The sequence below is a fragment of the Pseudonocardia hierapolitana genome (genome assembly GCF_007994075.1).
Classification (GTDB): domain Bacteria; phylum Actinomycetota; class Actinomycetes; order Mycobacteriales; family Pseudonocardiaceae; genus Pseudonocardia; species Pseudonocardia hierapolitana.
Genome location: NZ_VIWU01000001.1, coordinates 7750139 through 7767241 on the forward strand (window position 1 = coordinate 7750139; position 17103 = coordinate 7767241).

Sequence of the window (17103 nt, forward strand, 5' to 3'; positions counted from 1 at the left end):
TCGGTGGTTCGGGGGGTGGATCGTGGGTTATTCGGGTTGGGAGGCCGCCTCGAGCAGCTGCTCGAGGTCGGGCCCGTCGAACGCCGCGACGGCGCGGTCGTACTTCTCCATGCCCCAGGACCAGAAGTCGAAGTCCAGAGGGCTGGAGCCGTGCTGGATGGCCGCCCAGAGTGTCCAGCCGTACTGCGACATCAGGGCGAACAGGCGCGCCCGTGCGACCTGTCGCGGGCGGGGGCGCCCGTAGTAGGCCGTGACGAGCTCGTCGAGCAGGGGGAGCGGCAGCGTCGCCTCGCTCCAGATGTTGCCGAGCTCGAAACACGGGTCGTTGTTGCCCGAGTACTCGTAGTCGATGATCCGCACGCGCTCGCCGTCGTCGAGCAGGTTCTCGGCGAGCAGGTCGTTGTTGCAGGGCACCGTGTCGGTGCGGGGCCCCAGCGCCTCGCGGATCCGGGCGACCATCGGCGCGAACTCGTCGTAGCGCTCCGGGAGGCGGAATCCGTGCTCGGCGACGATCCGCCGGTACCGGGCCTGCACCTCGAACATGTCGAAGTCGTTGACGAATCGCGGTCCGGCGTGCAGCTGCCGGCACGCGGCCGCCACGCGCTGCAGGACATCCGGGCGGTGCAGGTCGGCGTCGCTCAGCGCCCTGCCGCACAGGAAGCCGACGGCGAGACCCTCGCCGGGCCGGTAGTGCAGCACCGGGGCGCCCACCCCGGCCTCGGCCGCCGCCACCGAGTTGGCGTGCTCGACATCACGATCGATGCCCAGCAGGCTCTTCCCGCCGGCGGGGATGCGCACCACACACGTGCCGTCGGCGTTGGTGACCTTGAGGTTGCGATTGGTGAGCCCACCAGGGAGATCGACGACGGTGCGCGGGTGTCGCGCGGTGCACGGAATCGTGTCGAGCAGCGCGTCGAGGTCCGGATCGAGCACGGTCGTGGTCAACTCCACTGGGGGATGGTAGAAGTCGCGTCAAATACGGTCTAGACCGTAAGGTGCGGGTCATGCCAGATGTGTTGCCCACCCGTGCCCGCATCGTGATCATCGGTGGAGGGGTGGGCGGCGCCAGTGTGGCCTACCACCTCGCGGAGCGTGGCGAGCGGGATGTCCTGTTGCTCGAGCGCTCCGAGCTGACCAGTGGATCGACGTTCCACTCGGCGGGTCTCGTCGGGCAGCTGCGCTCGGATCCCGCTCTGACCAGGATGAACGTGTACTCCGCCGAGCTGTACCGCAAGCTCGAGGCAGGCGGTGGCGAGCACGCTCCGGGGTGGGTCGAGTCGGGGTCGTTGCGGCTCGCGTCCTCGCCCGAGCGCCTCGAGGAGATCCGCCGTCAGGCGGGGTGGGCGGCCCGGTCCGGGCTGCCCCTGGAGTTGATCTCCGCCGAGGAGGCGCGGGAGCTGTTTCCGCTGATGAGCACGGATGGCGTGCTCGGCGCGGCGTACACGCCGACGGACGGGCACGTGGACCCGTCGCGGCTGTGCTACGCCCTCGCGGCCCTGGCCAGGGCGAACGGGGTCACGATCGCACAACGAACCCGTGTCGTCGGGATCAACATCGCAAAAGGCCAGGTCAGCGGCGTACGAACGGATCAGGGCGACGTCGAGTGCGAGATCGTCGTCGACTGCGGAGGGATGTTCGCGGCCGAGATCGGCCGGCTCGCGGGGGTCCGGATCCCGGTGGTGCCGATGTCGCACCAGTACGTCGTCACGGCGCCGCTACCGGTGGGATCCATGCCGGCCGACCGGCCGCTGCCCTCGCTGCGCGACCCCGACCTGCTCGTCTACTACCGCCAGGAGGTGGACGGCCTCGTCATGGGCGGCTACGAGCGGCAGTCGGCTCCGTGGACGGCCAGTGCGCGTTCCTACGATGCCGTGCCGGCGGACTTCAACGGCAAGCTGCTGTCGCCGGACTGGGACCGGTTCTCCGAGATCATCGAGAACGCGCAGGTCCGGGTCCCCGTGCTGGCCGACACCGGGATCACGACGATGATCAACGGGCCGGAGGCGTTCACGCCGGACAACGAGTTCTGCCTGGGGGAGACCGACGTCGCGGGCTTCTTCGTCGCCGCGGGGTTCTGCGCGCACGGCATCGCGGGCGCCGGCGGGATCGGGCGGGTGATGGCCGACTGGGTCCTCGACGGCGACCCGGGCATGGACCTGTGGCACATGGACGTGCGCCGCTTCGGCCGTCACTACCGCTCGCCCGGCTACACCCTCGTGCGGACGGTCGAGAACTACGAGAGCTACTACGACATCCGCTACCCGGCGGCGGAACGCTCGGCGGGTCGCCCGCTGCGCACGTCACCCGCCTACTCGTGGCACGCCGCGCACGGAGCCGTGTTCGGCGAGAAGGCCGGGTGGGAGCGGGTGAACCACTATTCGGACGCGGGATCCGAGCAGCTGCGTCCGCGGGGATGGGCGGGCCGGCACTGGTCGCCCTGCGTGGAGCCCGAGCACCGGGCCGTGCGCGAGGCGGCGGGGCTGTTCGACGAGAGCTCGTTCGCCAAGATCTCGATCAGCGGTACGGACGCGGCCGCGTTCTGCGCGCACGTCTTCGCCGGGCGGGTGGACCGGGCGCCGGGGGCCGTGGTCTACACCCAGGCGCTGAACGACCGGGGCGGCATCGAGATGGACGTCACGCTCACCCGGCTCGCCGAGGACGAGTTCCTCGTGGTGACCGGCACCGCCTTCGGCACGCACGACCTCGGCTGGCTGCGCCGACAGGCGAGGTTGACCGGCGCGTCGGTGCGGCTCGCCGACGTCACGGGCGCCGAGGCGTGCTTCGGGCTGTGGGGCCCGCAGGCGCGGGAGCTGCTCGCCCCGCTCACCCCCGCGTCGCTCGGAAGTGCCGACTTCCCGTTCGGCACCATGCAGGAGACGACCGTGGGCGACATCCCCGTGCGCGCCGTGCGCGTGACGTTCGTGGGCGAGCTGGGGTGGGAGCTGTACTGCTCCACCGAGTTCGGCGCCGCCCTGTGGCGCACGCTCGCCGACACCGGGGCCCGGCCGTGCGGCTACCGGGCGATCGAGAGCCTGCGGCTGGAGAAGGGCTACCGGGTGTGGGGGGCCGACATCACCCCCGAGACGACGCCCGACGAGGCCGGGCTCGCCTTCGCCGTGCGCAAGGAGGGGGAGTTCGTCGGGCGTGCGGCCCTCCTCGCGGCCCGCGAGCGAGGGCTCGCCCGCACCCTGCGCTGCCTCGTGCTCGACGACCCGCGCGCCGTGGCGCTCGGCGGGGAACCGGTGCGCCTGGGCGGCGAGGTGGTGGGGCAGGTGACCTCCGGGGGCTACGGCTACACGGTGGCCCGGTCCATCGCCTACGCCTACCTGCCGGCAGGGACCGCCGAGGGAACCGAGCTGTCGGTGCAGGTGGACGGCACGTGGGAACGCGCGGCGGTGGCCCCGAGCCCGCTCTACGACCCGAGGGGCGAGCGCATCCGCGCGTGATCGCCGATCTTCACCCGGGTGTACTAATTGTAGAAGAAGTCGGCACCAGGCGTAACGATGGGCGGCGTCGGGACGAATCCCACTGCGCTGTTCACGTGAGCGTGCTGGTACGAGGTCGTCGCCCACGGTGACATCGGCGTCGCCGTGCGGCTCCCCCCGAACGTCCTTCGGCCTGCGCGTTCCGCTCCCCGTCAGCTCAGCCGTGGAGGATGCGGATGCGTCGCTCGGTCTGCAGATCTGTCGTCAACCTGATCCCGCACGGATACGGCCTGGCCGAGGCGGACTGGCAGCGCCGCCACCGGCTGCTGCTGGTCGTGCTGGCCGTGCACGTGCCCGGCCTCGCCGCCTTCGGCCTGTTCCTGCGCCGGCCGCCCGACGCCGTCCTGATCGCGGTCGCGGTCCCCGCCGCGTGCCTGCTCGTCGGCTGGCTGCTGCGGCGGCACCGGCGGGTGGCATCGGTCGCGGTCACCGCCGGGCTCGTCTGGAGTTCGGCGGCGCTGGTCGGCCTGACCGACGGCACCATCGAGGCCCACTTCCACTTCTTCGTGATCATCGGCTTCATCGCCCTGTACCAGGACTGGGTCCCGTTCCTCACCAACGTGCTCTTCACCGTGGTGAGCCACGGCGTCGGATCGGCCTGGCAGCAGTCGCTGATCTTCAACCACGAGCCGGCTCAGGCGAACCCGTGGCTGTGGTCGTTGATCCACGGCGTCGCGGTGCTCGTCGCCTGTCTGGGAATGGCGCTGTTCTGGCGGGTCACCGAGGACTCGCAGCAGGAGAAGGACGCACTGGCGCAGCGGCTGGCCGATGCCGAGATCAACCGGCGGCAGTTCGCCTCCGACCTGCTGGTGAACCTGGCCCGGCGCAACCAGAGCATGCTCTACCGGCAGCTCGAGATCATCAACCAGCTCGAGACGGCGGAGCAGGACCCGGACGCGCTCGCCGAGCTGTTCAAGCTCGACCACCTCGCCACCCGGGTGCAGCGCAACGCCGAGAGCCTGCTCGTCCTCGCCGGCGAGGAGCCGGCGCGGATCTGGCGCGAGCCGGTCGCGCTGCGCGACGTCGTGCGTGCCGCCATCGCCGAGACCGAGGACTTCGAGCGCGTGTCGGTGCTCATCGACGACCGCCTCGCCATCGCCGGCCACAGCGTCACCGACCTCACCCATCTGATCGCGGAGCTCACCGAGAACGCTGTGCGGTTCTCCCCTCCGGACACCCTCGTGCGGATCCGCATGCGCCCCGACCGGGAACACCCCGGCGGCGAGCTGCTCGTGATCGAGGACTGGGGCGTCGGGATGCCCGCCGAGGACCTCGCGGCGGCCAACGCGATCCTGGCGAAGGCCGTCGAGGTCGACCTCTCGGTGGCCCAGCGCCTGGGGTTCCACGTCGTCGCCCGGCTCAGCGCGCGGCACGGCATCCGGGTCACGCTCTCCCCGACCCCCGCGTCGGGCACCACCGCGGTGGTCGCCCTGCCCGTCGAACTGTTCGAGGGCGATGCCGACCCGTTCGGTCTCGGGCGCGAGCCCGTCGCGATCGCCGGGGGAACCGTGCCCTCGACCATCGGCACCGCCGTGCTGGCACGTCCCCAGCGCGGCGGGGGTGCACACCGGCTCCGCTTCGACGGTGACGACACCCGGCCGGGCCGGTGGGGACCGCACGAGGCCGCACCCGAACCGGCGGTGCCGGCCCAGCGCTCCGAACCGGCGTGGTTCGGCGACGACGCCGGGCAGTACATCGGCCTGCGCCGCCGGGTGCCGCAGACCCACATCGTGCCGGAACTGCGGTCGGTCGGATCCGCCGGCGCCGAGCGTCCCGCGCTCCCGCCCGCCCACGTGACGGGCGCCGCGCAGGCGCTCTCGCGCTTCCACGCCGGGCGGCGCGCCGCCGTCGAACAGGGTGAGGAGGCACCGCCGGAAGGCGCGGGCACCGCGTGGTTCGAGCCCGCGCCGTCCGCTCCCGCGCCCTCCGACGCGAGACCCGAACCGGGGACGGGGCGGTGAGCGGGCCGGAGCCGCCCCGGCACCGAGCAGAGGGGGCGGCCCCGCGCCGGCTCGTCCCCGTCTACGCCCTCACCGGTGGGCGTACCCGGTCGGGCGGACGCGACCTGCCGATGGAGTCGCTCGTGACCGCCACGGACCACGCGAGATGGGCCAACGACCTGCAGAACGAGTACCGCACGATCATCGAGCTGGCCCGCACGCCGGTGTCGCTCGTGGAGATCGGTGCGGCGCTCACCGTGCCCGTGACGGTCGCACGCGTGCTCGTGAGCGACCTCGTCGAGGGCGGCTATCTCGACGTGCACGCCCCGCCACCCGCATTCGCGGGCGGACGACCGAGCGCCGCGGTGCTCACCCGCCTCCTGGACGGCCTGCGTGCCCGCTGACCATCGGCCGGACCGGCCAGGGCTGATCCCGCTGAAGATCGTGATCGCGGGCGGGTTCGGGGTCGGGAAGACGACGCTCGTGCGCTCGGTGTCCGAGATCGCACCGCTGTCCACCGAGGAGGCCCTCACCGTGGCGTCCGTGGGCGTCGACGACCTCGGGGCGGTGCCGGACAAGACCACCACGACGGTGGCGCTGGACTTCGGCCGGATCAGCATCGGCGACTCGCTGATGCTCTACCTGTTCGGCACGCCGGGGCAGGACCGCTTCTGGTTCATGTGGGACGAGCTCGTGCGGGGCGCTGTCGGCGGCATCGTGCTGGTCGACCTGCGCCGGATCCAGGACTCCTTCGCCGCCGTGGACTTCTTCGAGGGCCGCGACGTCCCGTTCGTCGTGGCGGTGAACACGTTCCCGGGCTCCGACCGGTTCGGCCCCGCGGCCGTGCACGACGCGCTGCGGCTACGGACCGACGTGCCGGTCGTGCGGATGGACGCGCGGGAGCCCAGCTCGTGCCTCGCGACGATCGTCCGGCTCGTCGAGCACGCGCTCGACCGCTCCAACGTGGTGCGGTTCCCGCGCCCAGTGCCGTTCAGCAATTGAGTGCCGTTCAGCCGGCGAGGGCCTCGAGCACCTGCTCGCCGTAGCGGGCGAGCTTGGTCTCGCCGACGCCGCTGACCGTGCCCAGCTCGGCGAGCGACGTGGGGCGCCGGGACGCGATCTCGCGGAGCGTGGCGTCGTGGAAGATCACGTAGGCCGGCACGCCCTGCTCCTTCGCGGCGGCACCGCGCCAGGCGCGCAGGCGCTCGAAGAGCGGGGCCGCCTCGGGGGCGAGGGCGGGCTGCGCCGCCTTGGCCGGACGGGACCGGCGGGCCTGCCGCTGCGGGTCGCGCCGCAGCATCACCTGACGCTCGCCGCGCAGCACGGGGCGGCTCTCCTCGGTGAGCACGAACGTCTGGTGCCGCGGCTCCACCGCCAGCATCCCGCGGGCGACGAGCTGGCGCAGCACCGTCCGCCACTCGGCCTCCCCGAGGTCGGTGCCGACGCCGAAGACGGTGAGCGAGTGGTGGTCGAACTGCTCGACCTTGGCCGTGCGCCGGCCCAGCAGGATGTCCACGATCTGCCCGGCGCCGAACTTCTGGCGCCGCTCCCGGTCCAGCCGGAACACGGTGGAGAGCACCTTCTGCGCCGCCACCGTGCCGTCCCAGGACTCGGGCTTGACCAGGCAGGTGTCGCAGTTGCCACAGGGTGGCGTGCCGCGCTGGCCGAAGTAGGCGAGCAGCTGGGAGCGTCGGCACTCGACCGTCTCGCACAGCGCGAGCATGGCGTCGAGGTGCTGGGCGAGGCGGCGGCGGTGCTCGCGGTCGCCGTCGGACTCCTCGATCATCTTCCGCTGCTGCACGACGTCGGCCAGCCCGTAGGCGAGCCATGCGGTGGACGGCAGGCCGTCGCGGCCCGCGCGACCGGTCTCCTGGTAGTAGCCCTCGACGGACTTGGGCAGGTCGAGGTGTGCGACGAACCGCACGTCGGGCTTGTCGATGCCCATGCCGAACGCGATCGTGGCCACGACGATCACGCCGTCCTCGCGCAGGAACCGGGACTGGTTCGCCGCGCGCGTGGCCGCGTCGAGACCGGCGTGGTACGGCAGCGCGGTGAGGCCCTGGGCCGCCAGGAACTCGGCGGTGCGCTCCACCGAGTTGCGGGAGAGGCAGTAGACGATCCCCGCGTCGCCCGCGTGCTCGGTGCGGAGGAGGTCGAGCAGCTGGCGGCGCGGATCGTCCTTCGGCGCGATCCGGTACTGGATGTTGGGGCGGTCGAAGCTCGCGACGAAGTGCCGCGCCCGCTCGCTCGGCTGCAGGTCGAGGCGCTGGGCGATCTCGGTGTGGGTGGCCTCGGTGGCGGTGGCCGTGAGCGCGATGCGCGGCACGTCGGGCCAGCGCTCGTGCAGCTGCGAGAGCTCCAGGTAGTCGGGCCGGAAGTCGTGGCCCCACTGCGCCACGCAGTGGGCCTCGTCGATGGCGAAGAGCGCGATCCGGCCGCGCTCGAGCAGGCCCAGCGTGGACGGCACGCGCAGCCGCTCGGGGGCGAGGTAGATCAGGTCGAGCTCGCCTGCGAGGAACGCCTGCTCGGTGTCGCGGCGCTCCTCGAAGGACTGGGTGGAGTTGAGGAACCCGGCCCGCACCCCCAGCGCGCGCAGCGCGTCGACCTGGTCCTGCATGAGCGCGATGAGCGGGGACACGACCACGCCGACACCGGGACGCACCAGCGCGGGGATCTGGTAGCACAGGGACTTCCCGCCGCCGGTGGGCATCAGGACCAGCGCGTCCCCGCCGCCGCAGACGTGCTCGATGATCTCCGCCTGCTGGCCGCGGAACGACTCGTAGCCGAAGACGCGGCGCAGGACGTCGAGCGGGGCCGTCATGGGATCAGCGGTCCTGACGTCGGGCACCCGGCGATCGTAGGGGGACGGTCCGACGGTGCGGGGCCGAACCGTCGAATCCGCCGTCCCGGTTGACAGGCAGGCCGATGACTGGCGATTGTCTAGACTGTCTAGACAAAGGAGGTGTCGTGCCGCCGCTGTACGCGCGCATCGAGCAGGCGCTGCGCACCCGTCTGTCCACGGCCTCGCCCGGCGACCCGCTGCCGTCGGAGCCGACGCTGGCGGCCGAGTTCGGGGTGGCCCGGATGACCGTGCGGGCGGCGCTCGACCGGCTGGCCGCCGACGGCCTCGTGGAGCGCGTACCCGGTCGCGGCACCTTCGTGCGGCCCCGGCCCGCGCCCCGCCCGGCCGGAACCTTGATGAGCTTCCACGACCAGGTGCGCAGCTGGGGCCAGGTGCCTTCGTCCCGCGTCGTCGAGGCCGCGCTCCGGCAGGCCACCGCCGACGAGCGTGCGTCCCTGCGCCTCGGGCCGGGAGCGCAGGTCGTTTCGATCGTGCGCGTCCGCCTCGCCGGAGCAACGCCGCTCGCGCTGGAACACGCCTGCTTCCCGCCGCACCTGGCCCACCTGCTGGAGCTCGACCTGGAGCGCGAGTCGCTGCACCGCGCGCTGCGGGAGCGCGGCCTGCGCCCGACGCTCGGCTCGTCGACGCTCACGGCGGAAGCGGCCGGGCCGCACGCAGGCCTGCTGGACGTGCCCGCCACCGAGCCGCTGCTGGTGGAGACCCGGCTCATCGCCGACCAGCGAGCCGAACCCCTGGAACGGACGGTGAGCCGCTACGTCGGTTCCCGGTACGCCCTGCAAGTGACCTTCGACGTGGAGGCAGGCCCGTGAACGCCCCGCAGATGCTCCCCGAACCCGCCGCGGTCGCGAAGATGATCGACCACTCGCTGCTGCGGCCCGAGCTCACCACCGACGAGGTGCGCGCGGGCTGCGCGCTCGCCGCCGCCCGCGACACGGCGTCGGTGTGCGTGCGTCCGTCCGACGTGCGCCTCGCGGTCGCCGCGCTCGCCGGCACGCAGGTGGTCGTCGGCACCGTGGCCGGGTTCCCGCACGGCGACACGACCACGGCCACCAAGGTCGCCGAGACGCGGGAGCTGGTGGCCGACGGCGCCGCCGAGATCGACGTGGTGCTGCACGTCGGGCGGCTGCTCGACGGCGACGCCGCCTATGTGCAGGACGACATCGCGGCCGTCGTCGCGGCCGCCAGGGGCCGCACCGTGAAGGTGATCCTGGAGAACGCCTTGCTCGACGCCGACGCGAAGGTGCTCGGCTGCCGGCTCGCCGAGGCCGCGGGCGCCCACTACGTCAAGACCAGCACCGGCTTCGCGGGCGGCGGCGCGACCGCCGACGACATCGTGCTGATGCGACGGACGGTGTCGCCGCACGTCGGGGTCAAGGCCGCAGGCGGCGTGCGCACCCTGGACCGGCTGCTCGAGCTCGCCGCCCTCGGTGCCACCCGCTTCGGGGCGACGGCCACGGCGACGATCCTCGACGACCTCGCCGCCCGTCGAGCAGCCGCGGCGGGGACGACCGTGGGCGCCGACCCGTCAACCTAGGGGAGCGAACGCACCCGGCGCTCCACCCTCAGCAGGTAGTCCTTGCGGTGCAGCGGGTCGTCGTCGGTGCGGGGGCGCCTCGGCACGGGCCCCGTCACCGGCTCGTAGTGGTCGAACTCGCTCTCCAGCACGCCCTCGCCGCGGGTGAGCGCGGGGAGGAGCTGTTCCAGCTCGTGCACGGAGGCGGCGGGCAGGAGCCCGTCGAGGAGGTAGTCCGTTCCGTGGGGGAGGGGTGCCTGCGGCACCGCGCGGAGCCGGGACAGGGCCGGCAGGACGGCGCCGTAGGTGTCGGCCGGGACCTCGAGGTGGAAGCGGTGCACCGGCTCGTGCACCGTGGTCCCGGCCTGCTGCAGCGCGTTCATCAGCACCAGCGGCGTGAGGTGGCGGAAGTCGCGGGCGGTGCTCGACATGCTCTTGTCGAAGGTGGCGTGGGCGTGGCTCTGCCGCGGGGCGTACCCGGAGTGGGTCATGGTCACCGTGCAGTCGAGCACGTGCCATCCGCGGAGCCCCTGCTGCAGCGTCTCCCGGACGGTCTCCTCGACCGCGACGAAGAACGCGTAGGGCATCGACCCGAGCTCGACGCCCAGCCGGAACACGGTGCCCGAACCCTCCGGGCCCGGCTCCACGCGCAGCCCGACGGTGGCGAGGAACGGGTTCGGCTCGACCTTCATGACCTCCACGGCCGCGCCGACCCCGTCGACCCGTTCCACGCAGATCGTGGTCGAGCCGCGGAAGGCGACGTCGAGCCCGAACTCCTCGGCGAGCGTGGCCTGCACGACCTCCTTCTGCACCTCGCCGTACAGCGACACCGCGATCTCGCGCCCGTCCCGCCGCAGGTCGATGAGCGGGTCCTGCTCGGCGAGCAGGGTGAGCGCGGCGTGCAGGGCGCCGCCGTCGGCAGGCGTGGAGGGCACGACCACGGTCTCGAGCGTCGGCGGGGCGAAATGCCGCGCCACGGTGCCGGGTCGTGGGGTGCCGATCGGGTCGCCGACGCGGATGTCGGGCAGGCCCCGGAGCGTGGCGATCTGCCCCGCCGTGACGGCCGGCCGCGGCACCGGCCGGCCGCCGTCGACGGCTGCGAGCGCGGTCACCTTGCCGCCGGGTTCGAGGCGGTCGCGCACGCGGACGGTGCCGGAGAACAGGCGTGCGTAGGCCACCTTCTCGCCCGCCGGGCCGCGCTCGATCTTGAACACCGTGCCGGACAGCGGCCCGTCCGGGTCGCCCTCGGGGGCGGGCAGCAGCTGCGCGATCCCGGACGTCAGCGACTCGACGCCGGCACCGGTGATCGCCGATCCGGCGAACACCGGGTACACCTGCGCCCGGGCGACCTGCGCGACGAGCTCGCGGCGCAGCCGGCCGTACGGGAGCGCGCCGTCGACGTACGCGGCGAGCAGCGCGTCGTCGTGCTCGGCCAGCACCTCGGCGAGCCGTGCGGTGAACGCGGCATCGGACGGGCCTTGGGGGAGTACCTCCCCGTCGCGCACGGTGGCCATGGCGACCGCGGTGGGCGTGAGCCTCCGGGCGACGTCGTCCAGCACGCGGTCGACGTCGGCGCCGGTGCGGTCGATCTTGTTGACGAACAGCAGGGTCGGGATGCGCAGGCGCCGCAGCGTGCGCATGAGCACGCGGGTCTGCGCCTGCACCCCCTCGACGGCCGACAGCACGAGCACCGCGCCGTCGAGCACGCCGAGCACCCGCTCCACCTCCGCGATGAAGTCCGGGTGGCCGGGGGTGTCGATGAGGTTGACCGTGACGGCGTCGGCTCCCGTGCCGATGCCGAACGAGACGACCGCGGACCGGATCGTGATGCCGCGCCTGCGTTCGAGGTCGCCTGCGTCGGTCTGGGTGGTGCCCTCGTCGACGCTGCCGATCCGGTCGATCACACCGGCGTCGAACAGCAGCCTCTCGGTCAGGCTGGTCTTACCGGCGTCGACATGGGCGACGATCCCGAGGTTGAGCGTGCGAGCCAAGCGTCATGTCCTTCAGCGATGCGGAAGCGGCGGGGGTGGACATGAACGCAGCTCGCATCGTGGAACTCCTCTCGTGGCTCGCCGGGGGAGTAAAGCCGCTCGCGGTGGGGTGCGGCAATCGGATTAGCGGTGGACCTCGGTGCGCACCATGAGCCGCACCCGGTCGGCGCGGTAGAGGTCGCGGGCGTACTCGACCGGCAGGCCACCGACCGAGTGGGCCGTGCGCTCCACACCCATCAGCGCCGTGCCCCGGACCACCCCGAGCGCGGCCGCCTCGGCCGGGTCGGCGCTCACGGGTTCGAGGTACTCCACGGCGGTGTGCGGGGCGAGCCCGTACTCGTCGGCGAGCAGCTCGTAGATCGAGCCCGTCAGCGGGTGGGAGAGCAGGCCGGGCAGCTGGTCGGCCGGCAGCCACGAGCGCTCCAGCGCGAGCGCGGCGCCGTCGGCCGAGCGGACCCGAACCAGCTCGTAGACGGGCGCGCCCGGCGCGAGCCGCAGTGCCCGCGCCACCGGCCCCTCCGCCTCGATGGTCCGGGCGCCGAGGACCTCCGCGCCCGCCCGGCGGTGTGCGCGCCGCATCTGCTCGGTGAAGCCCGCGACGCCGGTGAGGTCGCAGTCGATGCGGGGCTCGGCGACGAACGCGCCGCCGGACCGCCCGGGAGTGCGGATCAGCACGCCGCGGCGCGCGAGCCCGTCGAGGGCCTGGCGCAGGGTCATGCGGCTCACCCGGAGCGCGGCGGCCAGCTCGCGCTCGCCGGGTAGCCGGTCGCCTGCCGCGATCGCGCCCGCGGTGATCTCCTCCATGAGCCACCGTTCGATCTGGGCGTGCACCGGAACGCCGCGGTGGCGTTCCAGCGCAGGGGCACGCCCGAGCAGCTCAGGGGACATCCGCTCAGAGTAAGTGCTACCGACGCGGACCGGGCGGGAACGGAGCGTGCGCGAACCGGAATATCTGATATGGTCGGAGTGACCGAGGCCACAAGGAGGTGGTTCGTGTCCGATCTGAAGTCGCAGACGATCTACCGCGCGCTGCGCGAACGGATCCTGTCCAACGAGATCCTGTCCGGCACCCGCCTGGTGCTGCGCCAGCTCGCGAACGAGTACGACAGCAGCGACATCCCGGTGCGCGAGGCGTTGCGGATGCTCGAGCGCGACGGGCTGGTCGAGATGATCCCGTACCGGGGGGCACGGGTCACCACGCTCACGGCGCGGGAGATCGAGGAGACCTACTTCATCCGCGGCCACCTCGAGAGCATCGCCACCGGTCTCGCCGCCGAGCGCATCACCGACACCGAGCTGCACACCCTCGACGAGCTGATGCTGCGGATGCGTGCGGCCGTCGAGGCCAAGGACGGCCCGGGCTTCTCCGACCTCAACCGCGAGTTCCACGCGACGATCATCGGGGCTTGCGGCAACGAGATGCTGCGCGAGCTGACCATGGACATCTGGCAGCGCCACTCCGGCTTCCAGCGGGTCTTCCGGATGGTGCCCGAGCGGATCGCCGCCTCCCAGTCCGAGCACGAGGGGATCATGGACGCGCTGCGGGCACGGGATCCCAAGCGGGCCGCGGCGCTCGCGCTGTGGCACAAGCGTTCGGTGGGCGACACGGTCAGCACCCTGCTGGACGAGATGCCGGACGGCGAGCGGCATGCGGCCGGCGGGGAGACAGCGTGAGCACTGTGGAGAAGGTCAGCGAGAACGTGACGACCGCCGCGGTGGGGTTCGACCACGTCTACAAGGCGTTCGTCGCGCGCGGCCGGCGTAGCGAGCCGGTGCTCGCGCTGCAGGACGTCGCGTTCGACGTGCGGCCGGGCGAGTTCGTGAGCCTCGTCGGGCCGTCCGGCTGCGGGAAGTCGACCTGCCTGAACCTCGTGGCGGGCCTGTCCGGCCCGTCGGAGGGCGCGGTGACCCATCACGGCCGGCCCGTTCGCGGCGTCAACACCGCGGTCGGCTACATCACGCAGGAGGACAACCTGCTGCCCTGGCGCACGCTCACGGGCAACGTGGAGCTCGGCATGGAGCTGCGCGGCGTCCCGCGGGCCGAGCGCCGCGCACGGGCCGAGGAGTTCATCGACCTCGTCGGGCTCGCCGGGTTCGAGGAGCACTACCCGCACGAGCTGTCCGGCGGCATGCGCAAGCGCGCAGGGATCATCCGCACCCTCGTCCACGACAGCGACGTCGTGCTGATGGACGAGCCGTTCGGTCCCCTGGACGCGCAGACCCGGGTGATCCTGCAGGCCGAGCTGATCAAGCTCTGGCAGCGGTCCCGGCCCACCGTCCTGTTCGTCACGCACGACCTGGTCGAGGCGATCGCGCTGTCGGACCGGATCCTGGTGTTCACCGCGAACCCGGGCACGGTCAAGCGCGAGTACACGGTGGACATCCCGCGCCCGCGCGACCCGTTCCGCATCCACGAGACGCCCGGCTTCAGCGAGCTGCACGAGGCGCTGTGGGCGGACATCCGCTCCGAGATCAAGGGCGCCGAAATCGGGGGAGCCGGGATCGGCGGCGGGACGCCGTGACCGCCACCGTCACCCCGGACGTCGACCGCAGTGCTGCGGTGCTGGCGCGCGCCGCGGCGGCCGACCGCAGGCGCGCGCGGTCGGAGCGCGCCGTGCTCTGGGCGGGCACCGCGGCCGTCGGCGCGTCGATCCTGTTGTTCTGGCAGTTCGGCCTCGGCCACCTGGTGAACCCGCGTTACGTGAGCGACCCGGCCACGATCGCGGGACGGGTCGGCGAGCTCGCGGCGGAGGGGGAGATCTTCCGCCACGTGGGGGTCACGATCGGCGAGGCGGCGGCCGGGTTCGCCATCGGCTCCGTGCTGGGCCTGGCGAGCGCGTTCGCGCTGGCGCAGACCCGCCGCGGGTACGCGGTGTTCGAGCCGTTCCTGGTCGGCTTCTACTCGATCCCGAAGATCGCCCTGGCGCCGCTGTTCATCCTGTGGTTCGGCCTCGGCACGGCGCCGAAGATCGTCATGGCCGCGTTGCTCGTCTACTTCGTGGTGTTCGTCAACACGGCCACCGGGATCCGGGAGGTGCGGCCGGGGCTGCTGCACGTGTGCCGGGTGCTCGGGGCGAGCCGTCGGGACCTGCTGCTGAAGGTCACGCTGCCCTCGGCGGCACCGGCGATCGTCGCGAGCGTGCGGATCACCGTCACCCGCGCGATCGAGGGCGCGCTCCTCTCGGAGTTCGTGGCCTCCACGCAGGGGCTGGGCTACCTGGTCGCCCGGGCGTCGCGGGAGTTCGACATCGCCACCGTGTTCGCGGGCATCGTGGTCATCGCGGCCGTCGTGATGACGGCCAACGGGCTGCTGCGGTTCCTGCAGGCCCGGCTCGCGCCGTGGCACAGCGGGCAGGTGCACGGATGAGCGACCTCACGCCCGCGGCGCGGGCCGTCCTCGAGGCCACGCGCAGCACGCACCACGCCGCCCGCACCGCGCAGCGGCGGTTCCTCCTGGCCGCCCGGGCCGGCATCGTGGTCGTCGCGCTGGTCGGCTGGGAGCTCGCCTCGGGCACCCTGATCCGCCCGTTCTACGTGAGCTCGCCCGGCGACGTGGCCGAGACGCTCGTGGAGTGGGCCGTCTCGGGGGAGCTCGTCTACCACGGCGGGTTCACGGTCACCGCGGCGTTCCTCGGCTACGTGCTCGGCGCGGTGGCGGCGGTACTGGTCGCGTGGCCGCTGGCCATGCTGCGCACCGCCTACCGGATCGCCGAGCCGTACTTCCTCGTGGCGTACTCGATCCCGGCGGTCGCGATGGGCCCGGTCTTCATCCTCTGGTTCGGGATCGGGATGACGCCGAAGGTCCTCATCGCCGCCTACTTCGTGTTCTTCATCGTCTTCATCAACACGGTCGCGGGGTTCCAGCAGGTGCCCACAGGGCTGCTCGACGTCACGCGCGTCATGGGTGCGTCACGGAGGGACCTGCTGCGCACCGTGCTGCTGCCCAGCGCACTGCCGTTCGTGCTGGCGGCGCTGCGGATCACCCTGCCCGCGGCGATGATCGGCGCGGTCACCGGCGAGTTCATCTCGTCCAACCGCGGGCTGGGCTACCTCACCCGGGCCGCCGCGGCGAGCTACTCCACGGCCGGCGTGCTCGCAGGCGTGCTCTGCCTCTCCGTGATCGTGCTGCTGATGAACCTGCTGTTGCGCCCGTTGCGGCACGCGCTGCGCTGGCAACCGGACGTCGACCTGCCACAGGCGACCGACGGCCGCTGAAGATCGACGACGCTGACTTCCGAACGAACAGGAGTGATCATGCGAGGACAAAGGCGTTCCGCGATCATGGGTGGCGCGTTGGCGCTCGCGCTGACGGTCGCGGCGTGCGGCGGGGACGCGGGTGGGGGGACGGCCGGGGAGGGCGGGCGCACCGCGATCACGGTGTCGTCACTGCCGAGCGCGTTCCTGGCCCCGCTCTACATCGCCGAGAAGGACGGGATCTTCGAGCGCGAGGGGCTGGACGTCACGATCGTCGAGCTGCAGAGCGGCGCCGACGGCGTGCCGGCCGCCATCTCCGGCAGCTCGCAGTACGCCGACCTCGGGTTCGACGACCTGGCCACCCTCGCCGCCGAGGGCGAGGGCAGCCTCGTGATGGTGCACAACCTGGTGCGGCGGGTGACGTTCACGCTGGTGATGAACCCGGACGTGGCGCGCGAGCGCGGAGTGACCCGGGACTCGCCGATCGAGGCGCGCTACGCGGCGCTGAAAGGGCTGCGGCTGGGCGTGACCTCGCCGGGGGCGGCGAGCGACAAGTACATGCGCTACTACCTGCGCGAGGCGGGCCTCGACCCGGAGCGCGACGCCGAGATCATCGCGATCGGCGACGGCGCGTCCCTGCTCGCGGCCCTCGAAACCCGCCAGATCGACGCCTACCAGCTCTCCCCGCCCACGCCGTACGTGGCGCAGGCCGAGGGGTTCGGCACCGTGCTCATCGACGGCCCGTCGGGTGACGTGCCGCGGTTCGCCGACTTCGCCTACACCGGGTTCGCCGCCAACCGCGAGTGGGCCGAGGCGAACCCGGAGGCCGCCCGCGCGTTCAACCGCGCGCTGAACGCGGGCATGGAGCAGGTGCTCACCGACCCGCACGCCGCCGCCGCGAAGATCGTCGACCGGATGTCGGCAGGTGACCTCCCGGTGCTGCAGCAGACCCTGGACGCCTTGGCACCGGCCCTGTCCGCCGACGGGTGCTTCGATGCCGCGGCCGTGCGGAGCACGCTCACCGTCATGCACGAGGTCGAGATCACCGACACCGCCGGCGACCCCGCCGAGGGCGTGCTGTGGACCAACGCGTACAACCAGTGCTGAGGCGGAAGGA

15 protein-coding genes are annotated in these 17103 nt (G+C 72.6%); 11 read left to right on the forward strand and 4 right to left on the reverse strand.

Annotated features, from left to right (window positions below; translation table 11 throughout):
• Positions 1-27 precede the first annotated feature (27 nt).
• On the reverse strand, positions 28-951 hold the full coding sequence (locus FHX44_RS36465; protein ID WP_212612811.1) for a choline kinase family protein: 924 nt from the start codon (positions 949-951) through the stop codon (positions 28-30).
• 53 nt (positions 952-1004) lie between these two features.
• Here FHX44_RS36465 and FHX44_RS36470 point away from each other — a divergent pair, with 53 nt between their 5' ends.
• The 4 genes from FHX44_RS36470 to FHX44_RS36490 all read left to right on the forward strand — a co-directional run bounded on the left by FHX44_RS36470 (position 1005) and on the right by FHX44_RS36490 (position 6427).
• Complete coding sequence (locus FHX44_RS36470) at positions 1005-3446, forward strand: GcvT family protein (RefSeq protein WP_170309185.1); 2442 nt, start codon at positions 1005-1007, stop codon at positions 3444-3446.
• A 215-nt stretch (positions 3447-3661) separates the two neighbouring features.
• Positions 3662-5446 (forward strand): ATP-binding protein, encoded by a 1785-nt coding sequence (locus FHX44_RS36480; protein WP_170309186.1) that lies wholly within the window; start codon positions 3662-3664, stop codon positions 5444-5446.
• A complete protein-coding gene (locus tag FHX44_RS36485) occupies positions 5443-5829 on the forward strand; it encodes a DUF742 domain-containing protein (protein WP_170309187.1) in 387 nt (128 codons plus the stop codon). The genes FHX44_RS36480 and FHX44_RS36485 overlap by 4 nt, the downstream gene beginning before the upstream one ends.
• Positions 5819-6427 carry a GTP-binding protein gene (locus tag FHX44_RS36490; protein ID WP_147259926.1) on the forward strand — a complete coding sequence of 203 codons (609 nt, stop codon included), beginning with the start codon at positions 5819-5821 and terminating at the stop codon, positions 6425-6427. Before FHX44_RS36485 ends, FHX44_RS36490 begins: the two co-directional genes overlap by 11 nt.
• 7 nt (positions 6428-6434) lie before the next feature.
• Here the strand turns inward: FHX44_RS36490 and recQ are convergent, their stop codons facing one another.
• Positions 6435-8246: a DNA helicase RecQ gene (gene recQ, locus FHX44_RS36495; RefSeq protein ID WP_147261756.1), complete on the reverse strand. Its 1812-nt coding sequence runs from the start codon at positions 8244-8246 to the stop codon at positions 6435-6437.
• Positions 8247-8392: 146 nt separating this feature from the next.
• On the opposite strand from recQ, the gene FHX44_RS36500 reads away from it, so the two are divergent.
• Together FHX44_RS36500 and deoC are read left to right on the forward strand one after the other, a co-directional pair.
• Positions 8393-9097 carry a GntR family transcriptional regulator gene (locus FHX44_RS36500; RefSeq protein ID WP_212612812.1) on the forward strand — a complete coding sequence of 235 codons (705 nt, stop codon included), beginning with the start codon at positions 8393-8395 and terminating at the stop codon, positions 9095-9097.
• A complete protein-coding gene (deoC, locus tag FHX44_RS36505; protein ID WP_246170785.1) occupies positions 9094-9822 on the forward strand; it encodes a deoxyribose-phosphate aldolase in 729 nt (242 codons plus the stop codon). The genes FHX44_RS36500 and deoC overlap by 4 nt, the downstream gene beginning before the upstream one ends.
• Here the strand turns inward: deoC and FHX44_RS36510 are convergent.
• Together FHX44_RS36510 and FHX44_RS36515 are read right to left on the reverse strand one after the other, a co-directional pair.
• Complete coding sequence (locus FHX44_RS36510; protein WP_147259928.1) at positions 9819-11792, reverse strand: elongation factor G; 1974 nt, start codon at positions 11790-11792, stop codon at positions 9819-9821. The two genes, deoC and FHX44_RS36510, sit on opposite strands and share 4 nt — an antisense overlap.
• Before the next feature lie 123 nt (positions 11793-11915).
• A complete protein-coding gene (locus FHX44_RS36515; RefSeq protein ID WP_147259929.1) occupies positions 11916-12680 on the reverse strand; it encodes a GntR family transcriptional regulator in 765 nt (254 codons plus the stop codon).
• A gap of 105 nt (positions 12681-12785) precedes the next feature.
• On the opposite strand from FHX44_RS36515, the gene FHX44_RS36520 reads away from it, so the two are divergent.
• Genes FHX44_RS36520 through FHX44_RS36540 form a run of 5 tightly spaced genes read left to right on the forward strand, consistent with a single transcriptional unit; the run spans position 12786 to position 17093 of the window.
• On the forward strand, positions 12786-13466 hold the full coding sequence (locus FHX44_RS36520; RefSeq protein WP_170309188.1) for a GntR family transcriptional regulator: 681 nt from the start codon (positions 12786-12788) through the stop codon (positions 13464-13466).
• Positions 13463-14314, forward strand: a complete 852-nt coding sequence (locus tag FHX44_RS36525; RefSeq protein ID WP_212612813.1) for an ABC transporter ATP-binding protein — start codon at positions 13463-13465, stop codon at positions 14312-14314. Before FHX44_RS36520 ends, FHX44_RS36525 begins: the two co-directional genes overlap by 4 nt.
• Positions 14311-15159 carry an ABC transporter permease gene (locus tag FHX44_RS36530; protein ID WP_147259931.1) on the forward strand — a complete coding sequence of 283 codons (849 nt, stop codon included), beginning with the start codon at positions 14311-14313 and terminating at the stop codon, positions 15157-15159. The genes FHX44_RS36525 and FHX44_RS36530 overlap by 4 nt, the downstream gene beginning before the upstream one ends.
• A complete protein-coding gene (locus tag FHX44_RS36535) occupies positions 15156-16007 on the forward strand; it encodes an ABC transporter permease (RefSeq protein WP_147259932.1) in 852 nt (283 codons plus the stop codon). The genes FHX44_RS36530 and FHX44_RS36535 overlap by 4 nt, the downstream gene beginning before the upstream one ends.
• A 39-nt stretch (positions 16008-16046) precedes the next feature.
• Entirely contained in the window at positions 16047-17093 is a 1047-nt protein-coding gene (locus FHX44_RS36540) for an ABC transporter substrate-binding protein (protein ID WP_147259933.1), read from the forward strand.
• The last annotated feature ends 10 nt before the right edge of the window (positions 17094-17103 follow it).